Source organism: Streptomyces sp. NPDC002032, assembly GCF_042890765.1.
Classification (GTDB): Bacteria; Actinomycetota; Actinomycetes; order Streptomycetales; family Streptomycetaceae; genus Streptomyces.
The window spans coordinates 1-19964 of sequence record NZ_JBIASM010000019.1 but is presented as its reverse complement, the minus strand read 5'-3'; the positions used below and the strand labels follow the sequence as shown (position 1 = coordinate 19964).

Sequence of the window (19964 nt, the reverse complement as noted above, 5' to 3'; positions counted from 1 at the left end):
CTACCCATCGGTAGGGCAGCATGGCCCGGCACCGACCCGCAGCTCAGCAGGAGGAACGACATGGCCACCCCCAAGCCGGAGACCCTGGCCGCCTTCGAGGCCGCCAAGGGGTTCATGCCCGTGGGCGAGGGCCTCGCGCTGTACGAGGCGGCCGTGGCGGCGGCGGCGCTCGGGTTGCCGCTGCTGGAGGTCGGCACGTACTGCGGGCGCTCCACCATCCTGCTGGCCGACGCCGCCCGCGGGGCGGGGGTGCCCGCGCTGACCGTGGACCACCACCGGGGCAGCGAGGAGCAGCAGCCGGGCTGGGAGTACCACGACCCGACGGTGGTGGACCCGGAGGTCGGGCTGATGGACACGCTGCCGACCTTCCGCCGCACCCTGCACCGGGCGGGGCTGGAGGAGCACGTCATCGCGCTGGTGGGCCGCTCCCCGCAGGTGGCCGCGGCCTGGGGCGGGCCGCTGGGCCTCGTCTTCATCGACGGGGGCCACACCGACGAGCACGCGACCGGCGACTACGAGGGCTGGGCCCCGCACCTGGCCCCGGGCGGGACCCTGGTGATCCACGACGTGTTCCCGGACCCGGCCGACGGCGGGCAGGCCCCGTACCGGATCTACCTGCGGGCGCTGGAGTCGGGCGCCTTCGAGGAGGTGTCCGTGACGGACTCCCTGCGCGTCCTGCGCCGCGTCGGCAGCGGTATCTGAGCCGGCGGCCGGGGTCCGGCGCCCGATGTCCGGTGTCCGGTGTCCGGGCATATGAACGGGTCATCGCACCACGCCCCCGGATGGAGCAGGGTCCGTACGGCTCCCGGTCGCCCGTTCTAGCATCGCGAGGTGCCCTACGACGACAGTTCCCCGGCCCCCGAGTCCCGTGACTCCATCGACCCCGACCGGCCCTGGTACACGCGCCGCTCCACCCTGGCGGTGGCGGTCGCGGTGCTGGCCCCGACCCTCCTCGCGGGCTGGGTCCTGACCCAGGTGGTGACGGGGACGGGCGCGGACGCCAAGCGGCCCGCCGCGCTCTCCCCCCTCCCGGCCTCGCACGCGGCGGCGGGGGACGCGAAGTCCAGCGCGTCCCCGTCTCCGTCCCCGTCTCCGTCCGCGTCCTCGTCTCCGACCGCCAGCGCGAGCCCGCAGGCCCCGGCCCCCGCCAAGGGTCCGCTCGCGGGCAAGACGGTGGTGATCGACCCGGGCCACAACACGGGCAACTTCAAGCACACCGACGAGATCGAGCGCCAGGTGGACATCGGCACCAACCGCAAGGAGTGCGACACCACCGGCACCACCACCAACTCCGGTTATATGGAGGCCGAGTTCAGCATGGACGTGTCGCGCCGGCTGCGCGCGGTCCTGGAGGAGCGCGGGGTGAAGGTCGTACTGACCCACGAGGCGGGCACCGCCCGGCCCTGGGGCCCCTGCATCGACGAGCGGGCCCGGATCGGCAACGAGGCGCGCGCCGACGCCGTCGTCTCCGTCCACGCGGACGGGGTTTCGGCGGGCAACCGCGGGTACCACGTCATCCTCCCCGCGCGGGTCAAGGCGGGCAGCGCCGACACGGCCGCGATCGTCGGCCCCTCCCGTCAGCTGGGCGAACGCATCGGCAGCAACTTCTCCCGCACCACCGGCTCGGCACCCGCCAACTACCTGGGATCCGGCACCGGGCTGGTCGTCCGCGACGATCTGGGCGGACTCAATCTCTCGACTCGGCCCAAGGTGTTCATCGAATGCGGCAACATGCGTGACGGCAAGGACGCGGCGCAGCTGATGAGTGCGGAGTGGCGTCAGAAGGCAGCGCAGGGCATCGCGGACGGCATCGTCGGATTCCTCGGGGGCTGAGTCCCCGGGGGCGGGCCGCCGCCCCGATCCTCTCGGCCTCGGGAAACTCCGTACCATGGTGCCGCCACCCCGCTCCAGCCCCGGTCCGCCTCCGCGCGACCGCGGCGCCACGAGACGACCGAGACCGAGAAGGACACCAGAGACGTGAACATCCGCTCCCTCACTCGAGGCGACGGCGTGGTGATCGGAGCAGCGGCGCTGCTGTTCATCGCCTCGTTCCTCGACTTCTACTCCGCCACCAACCTGGACATGCCCAGCGCGTGGGAGACGGACGCCTACGGGCTGGCGCTGCCCTCGATCTTCCTGACCGGCTTCATCGCCGCCGGTCTGCTGATCGCAGCGCGGTTCCAGCCCGAGGGCCGCAAGCTCGCCGGGCTGCCGCTGACGGGCTGGGGCACGGTGCTCGCGGTCGCCGCCGCCTGGAGCGCGCTGTGGTCGCTCATCACCACCCCGAGCCGGCTGGACCTGGGCGCCGGCTGCATCCTCGCCTTCCTCGCCACGCTGGCGCTGGCCGGTGTCGCGGTCGCCGGTTCGAAGATCCCCGCGCTGGCCGGGCCGCTCGTGCCGGAGGCCCGGCCGGTCGCGCCCGCGCCCTACGGCGGCCACCAGCCGCAGCAGCCGGGCACGGGCTACGGCTACCCGGGCGGCCCGCAGCAGCAGAGCCCGTACGGCGGCACCCCGCAGCCGGTCCCGCCGTACGGCGGCGGCCCCGCCGCGGGCGGACCGCAGGACTCTGCGGCGCAGCAGCCGCAGCCCCAGCCCGCCGCCGATTTCACGCCGTTCTGGTTCGCGGTGCCGGTGGCCCGCCCGCTCTTCGGCGAGGACGGCTCCCCCACCCCGATCGCGGAGCTCGCGCCCGGGACCTGGTACCTGGCCGTCGACCAGCGCGGCCCGGCCTCGCTGATCGCCCAGACCCAGGACGGCCGCCGCGGCGTGCTGAACGACACCTCGGGCATCCAGCGCGGCTGACCCCGCCGCCCGGACCCGCGCGAAGGCCCCCCGCCCCTCCCGGCGGGGGGCCTTCGCCGTCCGGGCCACGGCCGGCGGGCGGACGTCGCCGCCGCGAGGGGGGCAGGGTCGCCGCCGGTTCCCTTCCCGGCGCGGCGCGGGTGCCCTAGAGTCGCCTGACGCCACCTGACGAGCCGTCAGATACGGGGACGGCCGCGCAGGCCTCTCGGAGGGGAACCCATGCGCCTCGGACTCGCACTCGGCTACTGGGGCCGCGGGCCCAGCCCGGCCCACCTCGGCCTCGCCACCGAGGCGGAGCGCCTCGGCTACGACTCGGTGTGGACCGCCGAGGCCTGGGGTTCCGACGCCTTCACCCCGCTGACCTGGATCGCCGCCCACACCTCGCGCATCCGGCTCGGCACCGCCATCGCCCAGATGGCCGCCCGCACCCCCACCGCCACCGCCATGCACGCCCTGACCCTGGACCACCTCTCCGGCGGCCGGATGATGCTGGGCCTCGGCCTGTCCGGGCCCCAGGTGGTGGAGGGCTGGTACGGGCGCCCCTTCCCCGCGAGCCCGCTCACCGCCACCCGCGAGTACGTCGACGTCATCCGGCAGGTGCTGCGCCGCGAGGGCCCCGTCGCCCTCGACGGCCGCTTCCACCGCCACCCGTACCACGGCGAGGACGGCACCGGCCTCGGCAAACCCCTGAAGCCCATCACCCACCCGCTGCGCCCGGACCTGCCCGTCCTGCTCGGCGCGGAGGGCCCGAAGAACATCGCCCAGACCACCCGGATCGCGGACGGCTGGCTCCCCCTCTACTGGTCGCCGACCCGCACCGACGCCTACCGGGCCTCGCTGGACGGCCTCCCCGAGGGGTTCATGATCGCCCCGATGGCCCGCGCCCACGTCTGCGAGGACGTCGCCGAGGGGCTGCTCCCCGTCAAGGCGATGCTGGGCTTCTACATCGGCGGCATGGGCCACGCGGCCCGCAACTTCCACGCCGACCTCATGGGGCGCATGGGCTACGCGGAAGAGGCCCGGCGCATCCAGGAGCTGTTCCTCGCCGGGCGCAGGCAGGAAGCGGTACTCGCCGTCCCGGACGCGTTCGCCGACGAGATCTCCCTGGTCGGCCCCCGCGCACGCATCGCCGAACGCCTGGAGCTGTGGCGCACGGGCCCCGTCACGGACCTCCTGGTCACCGCCCCCGACCCGCACACCCTGCGCGTCCTGGCGGAGCTGAACACCTAGCGGAGACCCGCTAGGGGGCCGCCGCCTCCGGGACCGCTTCCAGGAACTCGCGCAGGTCCAGGGGCATCACGGCGACCTCGATGTCCGGGCCGCCGTCGGCGGCGGCGCAGGTCACGATGCGCGAGCCCGGGTTGATGGAGATGCCCTCCCGGACGGAGGGGAGCCGGACGGTGCCGGCCCGGGCCTCGGCCAGCGGGACGGCCGGACCCCGGCCGGGCTGCCAGCGGGGCGCGCCCCGGTCCGCGTACACCCGGCCGCTGCGCCAGCGGCCGGCCCCGGCCGGACGGCGGGCCATCGACGGGATCCCCTCGGGGGGCCCGGCCGCCCGCCGCCGATGGTGCTTGCGGCGCACGAGCCAGCCGGCGGCAGCGGCCACGAGGGCGAACAGCAGGAACTCGATCACACCGGCCATTGAATCAGGTCCCCGGCAAAACCGGCCACGACGGCTGAAACCCGCCCACCGGAGGACCGGTGGGCGGGAGCCGGGTGCGCTCGGTGGGGCCGGCCGTCAGCCGCCGCTGAGCTGGGAGGCGCTCGGGACCTTGTCGGTCACCGTGGCGCCCGCGCTCTGGCCCGCTTGCTTCACGCCGTTGATGACGTCCTGGAAGGAGCTGATGTCGGCGTCGCCCGCCTGGCCCTTGCGGAGCTTGGAGCCGAGGCCCTTGAGGGAGGCGATGCCCGCCGTCAGCGGACCCATCGCCTTGGAGAGCAGCGGGTCGCCCTTGGCGTTCTCGGACGCGGCCTTCAGCCGGTTGTACGCGAAGGCGCCCGCCAGGCCCGCCTTGACGAGCGCGAAGGTGCGGCCCTTGGCGCCCTTCTTGAACTTGCCCGCCTGGTACGGCTTGATGATCCACTGGTAGGTGGCCCCGGCCGCGAGACCGGCGTTGGCCACGAAACGGGTCTTGGCGAACTTCTGCTTCTCGGCCTCGGTGCTGGGGGAGGGCGTCGCGGCGGCCAGGTCGTCCTCCTCGGCCGCCGCCGGTTCGGCGGCGGCGAGGGCGGCCAGATCGGCCACGGCGGCCGAGGAGATCTCCTCCTGCCGGCCCTGGCCGGCGCTCGCGCCACCACAGGCGGTGGCGCCGGCCAGCAGCGCGGTGGACAGGGCCACCGCCGTCAGGGCGCGGCGGAATCGGACGGTCGTGGGTAGGGACACGGTTGCCTCCGGGGACTGAGGTGTCCTCCGCAGCCTCACCCGGGCCCGGCAGCTGCGCCACTTGGGGGACCCGTTCGGGTTTGGCCCGGCCCGGCGCGGCAACACGCATGACATGTCCCCTTACACCCGAGCACACTCCCGCGCATACGCCGGTGGCGGCAATCCGGTGGCCAGGGCCATCGCCCTGGTGGCGGACGTCGCCGCCTTCCTGATCGTCCTGTGGATCGCACTGTGGCTGCTGGACGCCAACCAGGGCAACGCCCTGGTCTCCTTCGTGCACGATGCGGCCGACTGGCTCGCCGGCTGGTCGTACGACCTGTTCACCTTCGACCACGACTGGGTGCAGGTGGTCGTCGGCTACGGCCTGGCCGCCGTCGTCTACCTGCTCGTCGGCCACGCCGTGGCCGGCCGCCTCGCCCGGCGCTGAACCACCGGCCGCCGGGCCCGCCACCGGGCCGTCGCCGGGCGACGTCCGGTGGCGGTCCGGCGGCGGTTCAGCGGCGGTTCAGCGGCAGCAGTCCGGCTCCAGGCCGCGCGGCAGCGCGAGTCCGCCGAACACCTCGCCCGTGGCCTCGTCCCCGCCCAGCGCCGCCACGGCGAGCAGCAGGGAGCCGGCCGTCCAGGTCGTCTGCTCGACCGGCCACACCGCGCGGTCCTCGAAGACGTAGCCCGTCCAGTACATGCCGTTCTCGGCGCGCAGGTGCCCGATCGAGCGCAGGATCTCCAGCGCCCGGTCCGACTCGCCCATCACCCAGAGCGCGATGGCCAGTTCGCAGGACTCCCCGCCGGTCACCCACGGATTCGGCAGGACGCACCGCACCCCGAGGTCCGGGACGACGAACTCGTCCCAGCGCTCCTCGACGCGCGCCTTCGCCTCCGGCCCGGACAGGGCCCCGCCGAGGACGGGGTAGTACCAGTCCATCGAGTAGCGGGACTTGTCGAGGAAGCGCTCCGGGTGGTGGCGCACGGCGTGCGCGAGCGCTCCCGTCGCCAGCTCCCAATCGGGCTGCGGGTCCCCCCGGTGGTCGGCGATGGCCAGGGCGCAGCGCAGGGCCTGGTGGATGGAGGAGGAGCCGGTCAGCAGCGCGTCGGTGACGGCTGCGCCGTCGGGTTCCCGCTTCCAGCCGATCTCGCCGCCCGGCTGCTGGAGGCCGAGGACGAACTCGACGGCCGCGTGCACCGCGGGCCACATCCGGTCCAGGAAGGGGTCGTCGCCGGTGGCGAGGTAGTGGTGCCAGACGCCGACGGCTATGTACGCGACGAAGTTGGACTCCCGGCTCGCGTCCTGCGGGGCGGCGGTGTCCACGCCGTCGGGCCGGTCGGCGTAGGCGGCGTACCAGGAGCCGTCGTCGTTCTGGTGGCGGACCAGCCAGTCGTACGCCCGTTCCGCGGCCTCGTGCTCGCCCGCCGCGTCCAGGGCCATCGCGGCCTCGGTGTGGTCCCACGGGTCGAGGTGGTGGCCGCGGAACCAGGGTATGGCGCCGTCGGCGCGCTGCGCGGCGAGGATCCCCGCGACGGTGGCGGCGGCCTCCGCGGCGGTCAGGACGCCGTCGAGGACGAGGTGGTGGGGCACCTCGGGCACCGTGCGCCCGGGGGAGGTCACTGGGCCGCGCCCACGGGGAGGTGCGGCTTCGTCGCGTAGGCCACGAAGCTCTTGCCGATGACCGGGTTGAGGGCCTGCTCGGCGAGCCGGGTCGCGAGGGGCTTCTTCATGATGTCCCAGACCAGCAGCTTGTGGTACGCCTTCACCGGCAGCGCCTGGTCGTTGTCGACGCCGAAGGCGCACTTGAGCCACCAGTACGGGGAGTGCAGCCCGTGCGCGTGGTGGGTGCCGTACGGCTTGAGGCCCGCGGCCTCCATCTTGCCGAGGAGTTCGTCCGCCTTGTAGATGCGGATGTGACCGCCCTCGACCTCGTGGTAGGCGTCGGAGAGCGTCCAGCAGATCTTCTCCGGGCCGTAGCGGGGCACGGTGATGGCGATGCGGCCGCCGGGCTTGAGGACGCGGACCATCTCGGCGAGGACGCCCTTGTCGTCGGGGATGTGTTCCATCACCTCGGAGATGATGACGACGTCGAAGGAGTCGTCGGGGAAGGGCAGGGCGAGGGCGTCGCCCTCCATCGCGGTGGCGGTGGCGCCCGCGGGGGCCTCGCCGGCCTCCTTCATGGCGGCGAACCACTTGGCGACCTCGCGGATCTCCTCGCCGTTGCGGTCGACGGCGACCACCTGGGCGCCGCGCCGGTAGCACTCGAAGGCGTGCCGGCCTGCGCCGCAGCCCAGGTCGAGTACGCGGTCGCCGGCGGCGAGCGGGAACCGGGAGAAATCGACGGTCAGCACGGGGTCCTGCCTTCGCGGTCGCGGGGGTGAAGGGTGTTGCGCATGGGACGGGGATGCCTGGGGAGCGGGGAGGCGCGGCAGGTTCGCCAGGTCACCGCGCGGCGCGGCGGCCGCTGACGGCCCCGGCCTGCTCGATGGCGGCTCTGTAGTGCCGGACCGTGCCCTCGGCGGCCTTGGCCCAGGTGAACCGGGCCAGGACCCGCTCCCGTCCGGCCGCGCCCAGGCGGGCGCGCAGGGCGGCGTCGCCGAGCAGCCGGCCCAGCGCGGCGGCCAGGGCCCCCGCGTCGCCGGGCGGCACGGCCAGGCAGGTCTCGCCGTCGGGGCCGGCCACCTCGGGGATGGCCCCGCCGGTGGTGGCGACGAGCGGGGTGCCGGTGGCCATGGCCTCGGCGGCCGGGAGGGAGAAGCCTTCGTAGAGGGAGGGCACGCAGGCGACCTCGGCGCTGCGCACCAGGTCGACGAGCTCGGCGTCGGTGATCCCCTTGACGAAGCGCACCGCGTCCCGGAGGTCGTACTTCTCGATCGCCCGGGCGACCGGCCCGCTCTCGGCCCGCTTGCCGACGACGACGACGTGCGCGTCGGGCCGCTCGGTACGGAGCTTGGCGAGCGCCTCGACGAGGTGGACGAGGCCCTTGAGGGGGACGTCCGCACTGGAGGTGGTGACGATCCGTCCGGGCACCTCGGCCACGGAGGCGTCGGGCGACCACAGGTCGGTGTCGGCGCCGATGTGCACGACGTGGATGCGCTCGTCGCGCACGCCCAGGTGCTCGGCGATCTCCTGCCGCGAGGAGCCCGAGACGGTCAGGACGGAGGGCAGCCGGCGGGCGACGCGGCCCTGCATGCGCGTGAACCCGTACCAACGCCGCACCGAGAGGCGCTTCTTGCGGTCCTTGGCGGCGGCGAGGTCGAGCCGCCGGTCGACGGTGATGGGGTGGTGGACCGTCGTCACCAGGGGTGCGCCGAGTCCGCCCAGCAGTCCGTAGCCGAGGGTCTGGTTGTCGTGGATGACGTCGAACTCACCGGCCCGCGCGCGCAGGTGACGACGGGCGCGCAGCGAGAAGGTCAGCGGCTCGGGGAAGCCGCCGGTCCACATGGTGGCGACTTCCAGGGCGTCGATCCAGTCCCGGTACTCGTCGCGCTTGGGGGTGCGGAAGGGGTCCGGGCTGCGGTACAGGTCCAGGCTCGCCAGTTCGGTGAGCGTGGCACCGGTGTCGAGGACCGGATAGGGCTGCGCGCCGATGACCTCGACGCTGTGGCCCAGCTTCACGAGCTCGCGCGAGAGGTGGCGGACGTAGACGCCCTGACCGCCGCAGAACGGGTTCCCCTTATAAGTGAGGAGCGCGATGCGCAACGGGCGGTCGCCGTCGGTGGCGGAACCCGCGAAAGGGCTCGTCACCATGGCCTCTGCGGTCACTCTCGGCCCCCTTCTCCCTGCACTTTCGCCGGAGCGTAACCGCTCGGATAATGTAGAACAAGTTTCAGACTTGATCCGTCGAAGACCATTGAATCTACCGGCCGGAAACCACACCGTAAGAGGCGGAGCAGGTGATTCGCGCCACGGCTCGGACGCCTGAGATGCTGGCTCCGGACCATCCCGGAATCAGCTCCCCCGCCACGACACGGAACGCCAGGAACGGGACACATGACAGCGGAAGCGAAGGCGGTCGCGAAGCCGGCGGCCACACCGGCGACCACGCCGGCGTCCCCTCCCCTGACGGAGCGCCAGGAGGCCAGGCGCCGCCGGATCCTGCACGCCAGCGCGCAGCTGGCGAGCCGGGGCGGCTTCGACGCGGTCCAGATGCGGGAGGTCGCGGAGGCCGCCGGCGTGGCGCTGGGCACCCTGTACCGGTACTTCCCCTCCAAGGTGCACCTGCTGGTGGCCACCATGCAGGACCAGCTCCAGCACATGCACACGACGCTGCGCAAGCGTCCCCCGGCGGGCGAGGAGCCCGCGGCGCGGGTCGCGGAGACCCTGATGCGCGCCTTCCGCGCGCTCCAGCGCGAACCGCACCTGGCCGACGCCATGGTGCGGGCCCTGACCTTCGCCGACCGCAGCGTCAGCCCGGAGGTCGACACGGTCTCCCGCCTGACCACGGCCATCATCCTGGACGCGATGGGGCTGGAGGCCCCGCCGACGGCGGAGCAGCTCTCGGCGGTCCGCGTCATCGAGCACACCTGGCACTCGGCGCTGATCACCTGGCTCTCGGGCCGCGCCTCGATCGCGCAGGTGAAAATCGACATCGAGACGGTCTGCCGGCTCATCGACCTGACGGCCCCGGAAAAGGCCTGATCGCGCCGTCCGTACGGGGGGGTGCTCACCCCGGCTCCCCGCGCGACTCCCGCTCCCGGCGCAGGAGTTCCGCGCAGGCCGGGGTGGAGCGCACGGCCACCAGGGAGAGCCGCTCCAGCAGGCCGCCGTCGCTGACGGTGAGCCGCCAGGCCCCTCTGGTCAGCGAGGACCGGGTGGCGGGACCCCGGCCGCGCGACACCACGCGCCAGCCCCGCGCGGTCAGCGCCGTCTCCAGGGCGGCGATCCGGTCCCGGCCGGCGGGACCGGCGCCCGTCCAGCCCGCGAGGCAGTCGGCCAGGGGCCCCTCCTCGGTGGTGGCCGGGGGCGCGGCGGGCAGCCCCTCGGTGGCGGCGGCGAGGTCCGCGAGGACGGCGGAGCGCGCGGGTCCGGCCCCCGCCGGGCCGGCCGCGCCGTCCCCGCCGCCGGAGGGGCGCAGCGCGAGGCCGGCCGCGAGGAGCGCCGCCAGGGCGGCCACCCCGGCCGCCGTGGCCACCCACTGCCGGGCGCCCCTGCGCGACCCCGACCCCGTATCCGTATCCGTATCCGTATCCGTACTCGTACTCGTACTCGTACGCACGTTCACGCCCGTCATTCCCCGCACACCCCGTCGGCCGGCCGCCGCGGCGGTCCGTTCCGGCGGCGGGGCACAGGCTAGTCCTCCGGGGGGAAGACCGGTTCGCCGGTGGGGTACAGGGTGATCATGATGGCTTCCACCGGGCAGCCCTCGGCCGCCGTCAGGGCGGGTTCGTTGGCGTCGGTCTCCGCCGCGCGGGGGTGGGACTGGCGGGCCGAGTCGAGGGCGAAGGCGTCGGGGGCGTGGTTCACGCACATGCCCGAGCCGATGCACACCGCCCGGTCGACCTCGATCTGCCAGCGGTCCCCCATCACGCACCCGCCGGGAGGTGGATCATCTTGTGCTCCAGGTATTCGCTCAGCCCCTCCGGCCCGAACTCCCGCCCCAGGCCGCTGTTCTTGTAGCCGCCGAACGGGCCCAGCATGTCCAGGCTGAAGGTGTTCACGTTGAAGGTGCCCGTGCGCACCCGGCGCGCGAAGTCGACGCCGTGTTCCACGTCCCCGGTCCAGACGCTGCCGCTGAGCCCGAACTCCGAGTCGTTGGCTACCCGCAGGGCCTCCTCCTCGTCCCCGTACGGGATCAGGCAGACGACCGGGCCGAAGATCTCCTCGCGGGCGATCCGCATCGAGTTGTCGACGTCGCCGAAGAGGGTGGGCTCCACGTACCAGCCGCGGTCCAGGCCGGCCGGGCGGCCGCCGCCGGTGAGGACCTTGGCGCCCTCCTCCTGGCCGATGCGGATGTAGTCGAGCGAGCGCTGCCGCTGGCGCTCGGCGACGAGCGGTCCGAGCTGGGTGGCCGGGTCCAGCGGGTCGCCGACGACCAGGGCCCCGGCGGCGGCCGCGAAGGCGTCGGCGTACTCCTCGTAGCGGCTGCGCGGGGCCAGGATGCGGGTCTGCGCGACGCAGGCCTGGCCGTTGTTCATCCAGGCGGCGGGCACGATCCCGGCGACGGCGGCGGCCGGGTCGGCGTCGGGCAGGATCACGGCGGCGGACTTGCCGCCGAGTTCGAGGGTGACCCGGGTCAGGTTGCGGGCGGCGACCTCCATGACGCGCTTGCCGGCGGCGACGGATCCGGTGAAGGAGACCTTGTCGACGCCGGGGTGGCCCACCAGGTACTCGCTGACCTCCCGGTCGGCGGGCAGCACCGACAGCACGCCCTCCGGCAGCCCGGCCTCGCGGGCGATGGCGGCCAGGATGAAGGAGTCCAGCGGGGCCTCGGGCGAGGGCTTGAGGATCACGGCGCAGCCGCTGAGCAGCGCCGGGGCGAGCTTCGCCGCGGCCACGAACTGCGGGACGTTCCACGGGATGACGGCGGCGACGACGCCGACCGGCTCGCGGCGCACGAGGATCGGGCCGAGCGCGCCCTGCCGGCGTTCCTCGTACGGGTAGTCGGCGGCGACCTTGATCGCGGAGTCGTAGACCATCATCGCGCCGAGGGCCTGGGCGGGGACGCTCCAGGAGTACGGGGAGCCGTTCTGGGAGCTGATGGAGCGGGCGATCTCCTCGTGCCGGACGGCGATGGCGTCCTTGATCCGGCTGACGATCCCGGTCCGCTCCGCCAGGGACAGCCGGGGCCAGGGGCCCTCGTCGAAGGCCTTGCGCGCGGCGGCCACGGCCCGGTCCACATCGGCCCGGGAGGCGTGCGGGACGCTGCCGATGACCTGCTCGGTGTGGGGGGAGACGACGCGGATGGTGCCGGTGCCCAGCGGGTCCGTCCATTCGCCGCCGATGAACAGTTGTCCGTGTTCCACGAGCTCGGTCATCGCTGATGCCTCCCGGCGCTACCTGCTGCTTGGCGTTCCCGAACTGATACCAGTTCTAGTTCTAGGAGTCCACGGCCAGGACGGAACCGCGGGGAAGATCCACGCGGTGGCGGGGAAGATCCGACGACTAGCCAGAAACCGGCGGAGATGGTCGACTTGGGCGACTACTGAAACAGGTTCTCTTTCCAGGGAGTTCTCATGGCCCTCACCCCCGGGACGGCCCAGGTCACCGATCACGGCGGCGGCGTGTGGGGCATCAAGGTCCCCATCCCGGACAACCCGCTCGGGCACACCCTCGTCCACGTCCTCGACACCGACCGCGGCCCCGTCCTGATCGACACCGGCTGGGACGACCCCGCCTCCTGGGACGCCCTCGCCGCCGGGCTCGGCGCGCTCGGCACCGCCGTCGCCGAGGTGCACGGGGTGGTCATCACCCACCACCACCCCGACCACCACGGTCTGTCCGGGCAGGTCCGGGAGGCCTCCGGGGCATGGATCGCCATGCACGCCGCCGACACCGAGGTCGTCGTGCGGACCCGCTCCGCCGAGCCGGGCGTCTGGTACGACTACATGGGCGAGAAGCTGGCCGCCGCCGGAGCCCCCGAGGAACACCTCGCCCCGCTGCGGGCAGCCCGCCAGAGCGGCCGGCTGCGGACCCTGCCCGGGCTGCGGGCCGCCGTCCCCGACCGGGAGATCGTCCCCGGCGAGCTGCTGGCCCTGGCCGGGCGCCGGCTCCGCGCGATCTGGACCCCCGGCCACACCCCCGGCCACGTCTGCCTGCACCTGGAGGAACAGCACCCGGCGCGGCTGCCCGGCAACGGCCGCCTCTTCTCCGGCGACCACCTGCTGCCCGGGATCTCCCCGCACATCGGCCTGTACGAGGCCCCCGACGAGAACGGGGTCACCCGCGTCACCGACCCCCTCGGCGACTACCTCGACTCCCTCGAACGCATCGGCCGCCTGGAACCCGCCGAGGTGCTCCCGGCCCACCAGCACGCCTTCACCGACGCCCCCGGCCGGGTACGGGAACTCCTGGAGCACCACGAGGAACGGCTGACCGGGCTGTGGCGGCTGCTGGCCGAGCCGCTGACCCCGTGGGCGCTCGCGGAGCGGATGGAGTGGAACCGCCCCTGGGCGCAGATCCCGTACGGCTCCCGCAACATCGCCGTCTCCGAAGCGGAGGCGCACCTGCGGCGGCTGGTGAAGCAGGGCCGGGCGGAAGCGGTACCGGGCACGGACCCGGTGACGTACCGGGCGCTGTGACGGCCGGGGCCGGGCGGCGGCAGGGTGGCGGCGCGGCGGCCGGGCGGCGGCGGGGGCCGCCGGTAAGGGGCGCCGGGGGCCGGCGCCCCCGGGTCCGGGGGCTACGGGCCGGTAGAGTGGGCCCGTCGTCCACACCTCCGTACGGGGGGAAGCCGGTGCGAATCCGGCGCTGACCCGCAACCGTGAGCCGGCCCGCACCCCGCGGAACGGCGAGCCGGAATGCCCCGTACCGAAGGTGCGCGGCTCGTGCCGCCGGGGCCTCCGGCGGCCGGCACCGTCGAGGTAAACGGAGCCGGAGCCCGGTGCCTGCGCGTGCCTGCCTCCCGTTCCCCAGCACGAGAGGCACCCGCCCCCATGAACGTCCGCCGCAGCGCCGCCGCGCTCGCCGCCTCCGCCGTGCTCTGCGCGGGCGCCGCCCCCGCAGCCCTCGCCGACACCCCGCCGCCCTCCCCCTCAGCGCCCCCCGTCGTCCCCTCGGGCCTGTTCGGCAAGGCCGACCCCACGTACGACGGCGTCTGGCGCCAGTCGGTCGCGCTGCTCGCCCAGCGGACCGCCGGCGAGAAGTCCGCCGCGCCGGCCGTGGACTGGCTCACCGGCCAGCAGTGCGCCAATGGCGGCTTCGCCTCCTTCCGCGCGGACGCCGGCAAGGCCTGCGACGCGACGACCGTGTTCGACACCAACGCCACCGCCATCGCCGTACAGGCCCTCAAGGAACTCGGCGGCAAGGACGCGGCCGTCAAGAAGGGCGTGGACTGGCTGAAGTCCGTCCAGAACGAGGACGGCGGCTGGGCGTACGTCCCCGGCTCCCCCAGCGAGGGCAGCTCCACCTCGATCGTGATCAGCGCCCTCGCCGTGGCCGGCGAGAAGCCCGCCGAGGTCAGGTCGAAGGCGGGCAAGTCCGCGTACGACGGCCTGCTCGCCTTCCAGCTGGGCTGCTCCGCCGAGCCGGCCGCCGACCGGGGCGCCTTCGGCTACCAGGCCGCCGACGGCAAGCTCCCCGCCAACGCCGACGCCACGGCCGCCGCCGTCCTCGCCGCGCTCGGCAAGGGCGCGGTCGTCGACCCCGGCGCCGCCGACACCCCGGCCGCCGCGCTGCCCTGCCCGGCCGGCGCCGCCGACCCGGCGGGCGCCGCCCAGGGCGCGGCCGGCCACCTGGCCGAGGCCCTGAAGAAGGACGGCCACCTGACGGCCGTCACCCCCGGCGCGGACCAGCCCACCGCCGACACCGGCAACACCGCCGACGCCGTGCTCGCCCTGGTCGCGGCCGGGCACCGGCAGTCGGCCGCGGGCGCGCTGGAGTGGCTGAAAAAGAACTCCGCCGACTGGGCGAAGGGCAACCCGGCGGCGCTGGGCACCCTGGTCCTCGTCGCGCACGCCACCGGCACCGACCCCAAGGCCTTCGGCGCCACCGACCTGGTCGGCGCCCTGAACGCCACCGGCCCCGCCCCGCAGGCGGCGAACGCCGAGGCGGAGAAGGTCGAGAGCAAGGACGACGGCGGCTCCGGCAACCAGAACGTGTGGTGGATCGTCGCCGCGGGCGCCGCGGCCGGCCTGGGCATCGGCGTCCTGATGAGCGGCCGCCGGAAGAAGAACCAGCTGTGATCCGCCGCCGTCCGCGCACCTCGGCCGCCGTGCTCCTGGGCCTCCTGCTGACCCTGCTCGCCGCCTCCCCGGCCCTCGCGGCGGGCTACCGCTACTGGTCGTTCTGGGACGGCGCCGGCGGGCAGTGGGCCTACGCCGCCCAGGGCCCGTCGACGGCCCGCCCCGCGGACGGCACGGTCCTCGGCTTCCGCTTCTCGGTGAGCAAGGACGCCGCCGCCGAGGCCGCCAAGCCCCGTGCGGCCGCCGACTTCGAGGCCGTCTGCGCGGGCACCGCACCGGCGGCCGGCACGAAGCGCGTGGCCCTGGTCATCGACGCCGGCGTCCCCGGCGACGCGCCCTCCGGCGAGGCCCCGCCGCAGGACGCCCCGCGCACCGCCTGCGCCCAGGTCGCCCCCGAGGCGACCGCCGCCGAAGCCCTGGCCTCGGTGGCCAAGCCGCTGCGCTACAACAGCGCGGCCCTGCTGTGCGGGATCTCCGGCTACCCGAAGACGGGCTGCGGCGAGCCGATCGAGGACTCCGGGGCCGCAAAGCCCGCCCCGTCGGCCACGGCCTCGGCCACGGCGTCGGCCACGGCGTCCGGGGGCGGTGGCTCCGGGCCCTCGGCGGGCCTCGTCGCGGGCCTCGCCGCGGTGGCCGTGCTCGGCGCGGCCGGCGTCTGGCAGTCCCGCCGCCGCCGGCGATGACGCACGGCGCGGCAGGTACGGACGCACCCCCGGCCCGGCGCGGCCCCGGCCGGGCCGGTCGGGGGGTGCGCGGGACGACGTACAAGAGGAGCTGGCGGGCGCCCGAGGCGCGGCGCAGCAACGCCCTGCACGCGGGGGCCTGGTGGCTGTGGGCCCTCGGGCTCGCCACCGCCGCCTCCCGGACCACCAACCCGCTGCTGCTCGGACTGATCGTCGGCGTCGCCGGGTACGTGGTCGCCGCCCGCCGCACCGACGCGCCCTGGGCCCGCTCCTACCGTGCCTTCCTGAAGCTCGGCCTCTTCGTCATCGGGCTGCGGCTGCTGTTCTCCGTGCTGCTCGGCTCGCCCGTGCCCGGCGCGCACGTGCTGTTCGCCCTGCCCGAACTGCCGCTCCCCGGCTGGGCGCAGGGCATCCGCTTCGGCGGCCGGGTCAGCGCCGAACAGCTCGTCTTCGCCTTCTACGACGGGGCGAAGCTGGCGACGCTGCTGGTCTGCGTGGGCGCCGCGAACGCCCTCGCGAACCCGGCGCGGCTGCTGAAGTCCCTGCCCGCCGCCCTGTACGAGGCGGGGGTCGCGGTGGTCGTCGCCATGACCTTCGCGCCGAACATGGTCGCGGACGTGGCCCGGCTGCGCACCGCCCGGCGGCTGCGCGGGCGGCCCACCGGCGGGGTGAAGGCCGTCCTCCAGATCGGCCTGCCGGTCCTGGAGGGGGCGCTGGAGCGGTCGGTGGCCGTCGCCGCGTCGATGGACGCCCGCGGGTACGGGCGCACCGCGCAGGTCCCACCGGCCGTGCGGCACACCACGAACGCGCTCACCCTCGGCGGCCTGCTCGGCATGTGCGCCGGCACGTACGGGCTGCTCGCCGCCGAGGGCGCGGCGTACGGGCTGCCCGTGCTCGGCATCGGCCTCGTGCTGGCCCTGGCCGGGCTGCGCCTCGGCGGCCGGCGCAGCGTCCGCACCCGGTACCGGCCCGACCGGTGGGGGGCGCGGGCGTGGCTGGTCGCCGGGTCGGGGGCGGCGGTGGCGGCCCTGCTGATCCGCGCGGCGTCGGCGGACCCGGAGGCGCTGCTGCCGGGCGTGGTCCCGCTGGTCGCGCCGACGCTGCCGCTGTGGCCCGCTGCGGCGGTCCTGATCGGCCTGCTCCCCGCCTTCGTGGCACCCGTACCTACCCAGGAGTCCGCGCAGTGATCCGCTTCGAGCAGGTGTCGGTGACCTACGCCGACGCCGGGCGACCCTGCCTCCGGGACGCCGACTTCACCCTCCGGGAGGGGGAGCTGACGCTCCTCGTCGGCCCGTCGGGGGCCGGCAAGTCCACCCTGCTGGGGGCCGTGTCCGGGCTGGTCCCGCACTTCACGGGCGGGGTGCTGCGGGGGCGGGTGACGGTGGCGGGCCGCGACACCCGCACGCACCGGCCGCGGGAGCTGGCGGACGTGGTGGGCACGGTGGGGCAGGACCCGTCGGCGCACTTCGTGACGGACGTGGTGGAGGACGAGCTGGCCTACGGCATGGAGTCGCTCGGCCTGGCCCCTGCGGTGATGCGCCGCCGGGTGGAGGAGACCCTGGACCTGCTGGGCCTGGGCGAGCTGCGCGACCGCCCGATCGCCACCTTGTCCGGGGGCCAGCAGCAGCGGGTCGCGATCGGCTCGGTACTGACCGCGCACCCGAAGGTCCTGGTGCTGGACGAGCCGACGTCCGCGCTGGACCCGGCGGCGGCGGAGGAGGTGCTGGCGGTGCTGCAACGGCTGGTGCACGACCTGGGCACGACGGTCCTGATGGCGGAACACCGCCTGGAGCGGGTGGTCCAGTACGCGGACCGCGTCCTGCTCCTGCCCTCGCCCGGCGCGCCCCCGGTCCTCGGCACCCCGGCGGAGATCATGGCCGTCTCCCCCGTCCACCCGCCGGTCGTCGCCCTGGGCCGCCTCGCGGGCTGGTCCCCCCTCCCCCTCTCCATCCGCGACGCCCGCCACCAGGCCACCCCCCTCCGCACCCGCCTCGCCACCCCCCGGAACGCAAGCCCCACCCACCCGGCCCCGCCACCCGCCGCCGCCCGGGACACAAGCCCCACCCACCCCACCGCCGGGGCGCGGGACACAAGCCCCACCCACCCGACTGCCGAGACGCGGGGTGCGGGGCGGAGCCCCGGCGCCGCCGCCGCGGAGGCGGGGGGCCCTGCTGGGGCCACCCCTCCAGCCCCGCCGGCGTTTGAGGCGCGGGGGCCGGGGCGGAGCCCCGGTTTCGGGAAGGGGCGGGGTGGGGGAAGTGCCCCGCGCAGCGGCCCCGGCCTGCTCGCGCGCCTGCGCGGACGCCGCTCCGCCCCCGGCCCCGCCGCCCCGACCGCACCCGCACCCGACGCCCCCGCCGCCACCGTGAGGAACCTCGGCGTGCGCCGCGCCCGCACCGAAGTCCTCCGTGACATCACCCTCACCGTGGCCCCCGGCGAAACCATCGCCCTCATGGGCCGCAACGGCGCCGGCAAGTCCACCCTCCTCGCCGCCCTGGTCGGCACCCTCGCCCCCGCCACCGGCGAGGTGACCGTCGCCGGCCGCGCCCCCCACCGCACCCCGCCCGCGGACATGGTGCGTCGCGTCGGCCTGGTCCCCCAGGAACCCCGCGACCTCCTCTACGCCGACACCGTCGCCGCCGAGTGCGCCGCGGCCGACGCCGACGCCGGCGCCGCCCCCGGCACCTGCCGCGGCCTGGTCTCGGCCCTGCTGCCCGGCGTACCGGACGACACCCACCCCCGGGACCTGTCCGAGGGCCAGCGGCTGACCCTGGCCCTGGCCCTGGTGCTGACCGGCCGCCCCGCCCTGCTGCTCCTCGACGAGCCCACCCGCGGGCTGGACTACGCCGCCAAGGCCCGGCTGATCGGGCTCCTGCGGGACCTCGCCGCCGACGGCCACGCCATCGTGCTCGCCACCCACGACGTGGAGCTGGCCGCCGAGCTGGCGCACCGCGTGGTGATCCTGGCGGGCGGCGAGATCGTCGCGGACGGCCCGACGGCCGAGGTGGTGGTCTCCTCCCCCGCGTTCGCCCCGCAGGTGGCCAAGGTGCTGGCCCCGGGCCACTGGCTCACGGTGTCCCAGGTGGCCGCCGCCCTCGCCCGGGCGGGGGAAACCCCATGACCCGACCGGCCCGACCGGCCCGTCCCGCCCGCCCCGTCCGTCCCGCCCGACCCGTCCGCATCGGCCCCCGCGCCGCCGCGGCCCTGGTCCTCGTCACCCTCATCGGCATCGCCGCCTTCGGCTGGCCCCTGCTCGCCGACGCCGGGTCCGGCCTCGCCCACTCCCGGGACGCCCCCTGGCTCTTCGCCGCGCTGCTCCCGCTCCTCGTGGCCGTCGTCGTCGCGACCATCGCCGACCAGGGCATGGACGCCAAGGCGGTGGCGATGCTGGGCGTGCTCGCCGCCGTCGGGGCGGCCCTCAGACCCCTGGGGGCGGGTACGGCCGGCCTGGAGCCCATGTTCTTCCTGATGGTGCTGAGCGGCCGCGTCCTCGGTCCCGGATTCGGTTTCGTCCTCGGGTCGGTGACCATGTTCGCGTCGGCCCTGCTCACGGGCGGGGTCGGGCCGTGGATGCCGTTCCAGATGCTGGCTTTGGGCTGGTTCTCGCTGGGCGCCGGGCTGCTGCCCGGGGCGATGGGGGTCCCCCCTGCTCGAGCGAAGCCGAGAGCTTGGGGGAGGATCCGGGGCCGGGCCGAGCTGGCGATGCTCAGCGCGTACGGGTTCCTGGGCTCGTTCGCGTACGGGACGATCATGAACCTCCAGGGCTGGGTGCTCCTCCAGGGCATGGGCCAGGGGGTTTCGTTCCACCCCGGCGATCCGGTGCCCCAGAACCTCGCGCGCTTCGTGGCGTACTGCCTGGCCACCTCCCTGGGCTGGGACCTGGGGCGGGCGGTGCTGACCGTCGTCCTGACCCTCACCCTGGGCGCCACCCTGCTGAAGGCCCTGCGCCGGGCCACCCGGAAGGCTGCCTTCGAGGCGCCCGTCTCCTTCGACTCCGGGGCGGTCGCGCCCCCCGGCCCGCGCACCGAAGAGCGTTCACCTGCTCACCCTGGGTGAGATCCGGGGTCCCTCCCGGTGAGGCGGCCCACAGGACGCACGTCACATACGAACCGGGACCGTAGACCGCCCACCCCCCGCGCGGCCGCCGTGCACCGGGCCGGCCGGGGGGCCGGGGGCCTGTCCTGCGAGGGTGGCTAGTATCCGGGGTCTTTGCCAGGGCGGCGGGCCGTCTGTAGAACTGGATGAGTCGCCGGACGGCACGGGTGCTCCAC

20 protein-coding genes and 1 riboswitch are annotated in these 19964 nt (G+C 75.1%); of the genes, 12 read left to right on the top strand and 8 right to left on the bottom strand.

The features are described 5' to 3' along the window. The first annotated feature begins 60 nt into the window (after window positions 1-60). The 4 genes from ACFYYT_RS30950 (at window position 61) to ACFYYT_RS30935 (ending at window position 4032) form a co-directional block, all read left to right on the top strand. Window positions 61-702: a class I SAM-dependent methyltransferase gene (locus tag ACFYYT_RS30950; RefSeq protein WP_351829880.1), complete on the top strand. Its 642-nt coding sequence runs from the start codon at window positions 61-63 to the stop codon at window positions 700-702. 129 nt (window positions 703-831) lie between these two features. Next, on the top strand, window positions 832-1833 hold the full coding sequence (locus ACFYYT_RS30945; protein WP_351829881.1) for an N-acetylmuramoyl-L-alanine amidase: 1002 nt from the start codon (window positions 832-834) through the stop codon (window positions 1831-1833). A gap of 144 nt (window positions 1834-1977) precedes the next feature. After that, a complete protein-coding gene (locus tag ACFYYT_RS30940; RefSeq protein WP_351829883.1) occupies window positions 1978-2802 on the top strand; it encodes a hypothetical protein in 825 nt (274 codons plus the stop codon). A gap of 219 nt (window positions 2803-3021) precedes the next feature. Further along, complete coding sequence (locus tag ACFYYT_RS30935) at window positions 3022-4032, top strand: LLM class F420-dependent oxidoreductase (RefSeq protein WP_351829886.1); 1011 nt, start codon at window positions 3022-3024, stop codon at window positions 4030-4032. A gap of 10 nt (window positions 4033-4042) precedes the next feature. On the opposite strand, the gene ACFYYT_RS30930 is transcribed toward ACFYYT_RS30935, so the two are convergent. Together ACFYYT_RS30930 and ACFYYT_RS30925 are read right to left on the bottom strand one after the other, a co-directional pair. After that, window positions 4043-4435: a hypothetical protein gene (locus ACFYYT_RS30930; RefSeq protein ID WP_351829888.1), complete on the bottom strand. Its 393-nt coding sequence runs from the start codon at window positions 4433-4435 to the stop codon at window positions 4043-4045. A 105-nt stretch (window positions 4436-4540) separates the two neighbouring features. After that, a complete protein-coding gene (locus ACFYYT_RS30925; RefSeq protein ID WP_351829890.1) occupies window positions 4541-5185 on the bottom strand; it encodes a hypothetical protein in 645 nt (214 codons plus the stop codon). 112 nt (window positions 5186-5297) lie between these two features. Between ACFYYT_RS30925 and ACFYYT_RS30920 the strand changes: the two genes are divergently transcribed. Continuing rightward, the gene (locus tag ACFYYT_RS30920; RefSeq protein ID WP_351829892.1) at window positions 5298-5612 is read left to right on the top strand and encodes a hypothetical protein; all 315 of its coding nucleotides are present in this window, start codon (window positions 5298-5300) and stop codon (window positions 5610-5612) included. A gap of 78 nt (window positions 5613-5690) precedes the next feature. Here the strand turns inward: ACFYYT_RS30920 and ACFYYT_RS30915 are convergent, their stop codons facing one another. From ACFYYT_RS30915 to ACFYYT_RS30905, 3 genes are all read right to left on the bottom strand, one after another. After that, a complete protein-coding gene (locus ACFYYT_RS30915) occupies window positions 5691-6788 on the bottom strand; it encodes a prenyltransferase (protein WP_351829895.1) in 1098 nt (365 codons plus the stop codon). Next, complete coding sequence (locus tag ACFYYT_RS30910) at window positions 6785-7519, bottom strand: class I SAM-dependent methyltransferase (RefSeq protein WP_267725400.1); 735 nt, start codon at window positions 7517-7519, stop codon at window positions 6785-6787. Before ACFYYT_RS30910 ends, ACFYYT_RS30915 begins: the two co-directional genes overlap by 4 nt. A 91-nt stretch (window positions 7520-7610) precedes the next feature. Further along, entirely contained in the window at window positions 7611-8933 is a 1323-nt protein-coding gene (locus tag ACFYYT_RS30905; protein WP_351829897.1) for a glycosyltransferase family 4 protein, read from the bottom strand. 228 nt (window positions 8934-9161) lie between these two features. Between ACFYYT_RS30905 and ACFYYT_RS30900 the strand changes: the two genes are divergently transcribed. Next, complete coding sequence (locus ACFYYT_RS30900; RefSeq protein WP_351829900.1) at window positions 9162-9809, top strand: TetR family transcriptional regulator; 648 nt, start codon at window positions 9162-9164, stop codon at window positions 9807-9809. Between the two features lie 25 nt (window positions 9810-9834). Here ACFYYT_RS30900 and ACFYYT_RS30895 read toward each other — a convergent pair whose 3' ends face one another. The 3 genes from ACFYYT_RS30895 to ACFYYT_RS30885 all read right to left on the bottom strand — a co-directional run bounded on the left by ACFYYT_RS30895 (window position 9835) and on the right by ACFYYT_RS30885 (window position 12145). Further along, entirely contained in the window at window positions 9835-10302 is a 468-nt protein-coding gene (locus ACFYYT_RS30895) for a hypothetical protein (RefSeq protein WP_388610022.1), read from the bottom strand. 158 nt (window positions 10303-10460) lie between these two features. Next, a complete protein-coding gene (locus tag ACFYYT_RS30890) occupies window positions 10461-10694 on the bottom strand; it encodes a ferredoxin (protein ID WP_351830955.1) in 234 nt (77 codons plus the stop codon). Continuing rightward, the gene (locus ACFYYT_RS30885) at window positions 10694-12145 is read right to left on the bottom strand and encodes an aldehyde dehydrogenase (RefSeq protein WP_351830952.1); all 1452 of its coding nucleotides are present in this window, start codon (window positions 12143-12145) and stop codon (window positions 10694-10696) included. Before ACFYYT_RS30885 ends, ACFYYT_RS30890 begins: the two co-directional genes overlap by 1 nt. Window positions 12146-12343: 198 nt before the next feature. Between ACFYYT_RS30885 and ACFYYT_RS30880 the strand changes: the two genes are divergently transcribed. The 6 genes from ACFYYT_RS30880 (at window position 12344) to ACFYYT_RS30855 (ending at window position 19749) form a co-directional block, all read left to right on the top strand. Next, window positions 12344-13408, top strand: coding sequence for an MBL fold metallo-hydrolase (locus tag ACFYYT_RS30880; RefSeq protein WP_351830949.1), 1065 nt, complete (start codon window positions 12344-12346; stop codon window positions 13406-13408). 145 nt (window positions 13409-13553) lie between these two features. Further along, window positions 13554-13633, top strand: a riboswitch (cobalamin riboswitch). 129 nt (window positions 13634-13762) lie between these two features. After that, complete coding sequence (locus tag ACFYYT_RS30875) at window positions 13763-15010, top strand: prenyltransferase/squalene oxidase repeat-containing protein (protein ID WP_351830946.1); 1248 nt, start codon at window positions 13763-13765, stop codon at window positions 15008-15010. Next, a complete protein-coding gene (locus ACFYYT_RS30870; protein ID WP_351830958.1) occupies window positions 15010-15693 on the top strand; it encodes an SCO2322 family protein in 684 nt (227 codons plus the stop codon). Before ACFYYT_RS30875 ends, ACFYYT_RS30870 begins: the two co-directional genes overlap by 1 nt. Beyond that, entirely contained in the window at window positions 15690-16880 is a 1191-nt protein-coding gene (locus ACFYYT_RS30865) for an energy-coupling factor transporter transmembrane protein EcfT (protein WP_388610017.1), read from the top strand. The genes ACFYYT_RS30870 and ACFYYT_RS30865 overlap by 4 nt, the downstream gene beginning before the upstream one ends. Beyond that, window positions 16877-18814 carry an ATP-binding cassette domain-containing protein gene (locus tag ACFYYT_RS30860; protein ID WP_351830941.1) on the top strand — a complete coding sequence of 646 codons (1938 nt, stop codon included), beginning with the start codon at window positions 16877-16879 and terminating at the stop codon, window positions 18812-18814. The genes ACFYYT_RS30865 and ACFYYT_RS30860 overlap by 4 nt, the downstream gene beginning before the upstream one ends. After that, on the top strand, window positions 18811-19749 hold the full coding sequence (locus tag ACFYYT_RS30855) for an ECF transporter S component (protein ID WP_351830938.1): 939 nt from the start codon (window positions 18811-18813) through the stop codon (window positions 19747-19749). The genes ACFYYT_RS30860 and ACFYYT_RS30855 overlap by 4 nt, the downstream gene beginning before the upstream one ends. Window positions 19750-19964 lie beyond the last annotated feature (215 nt).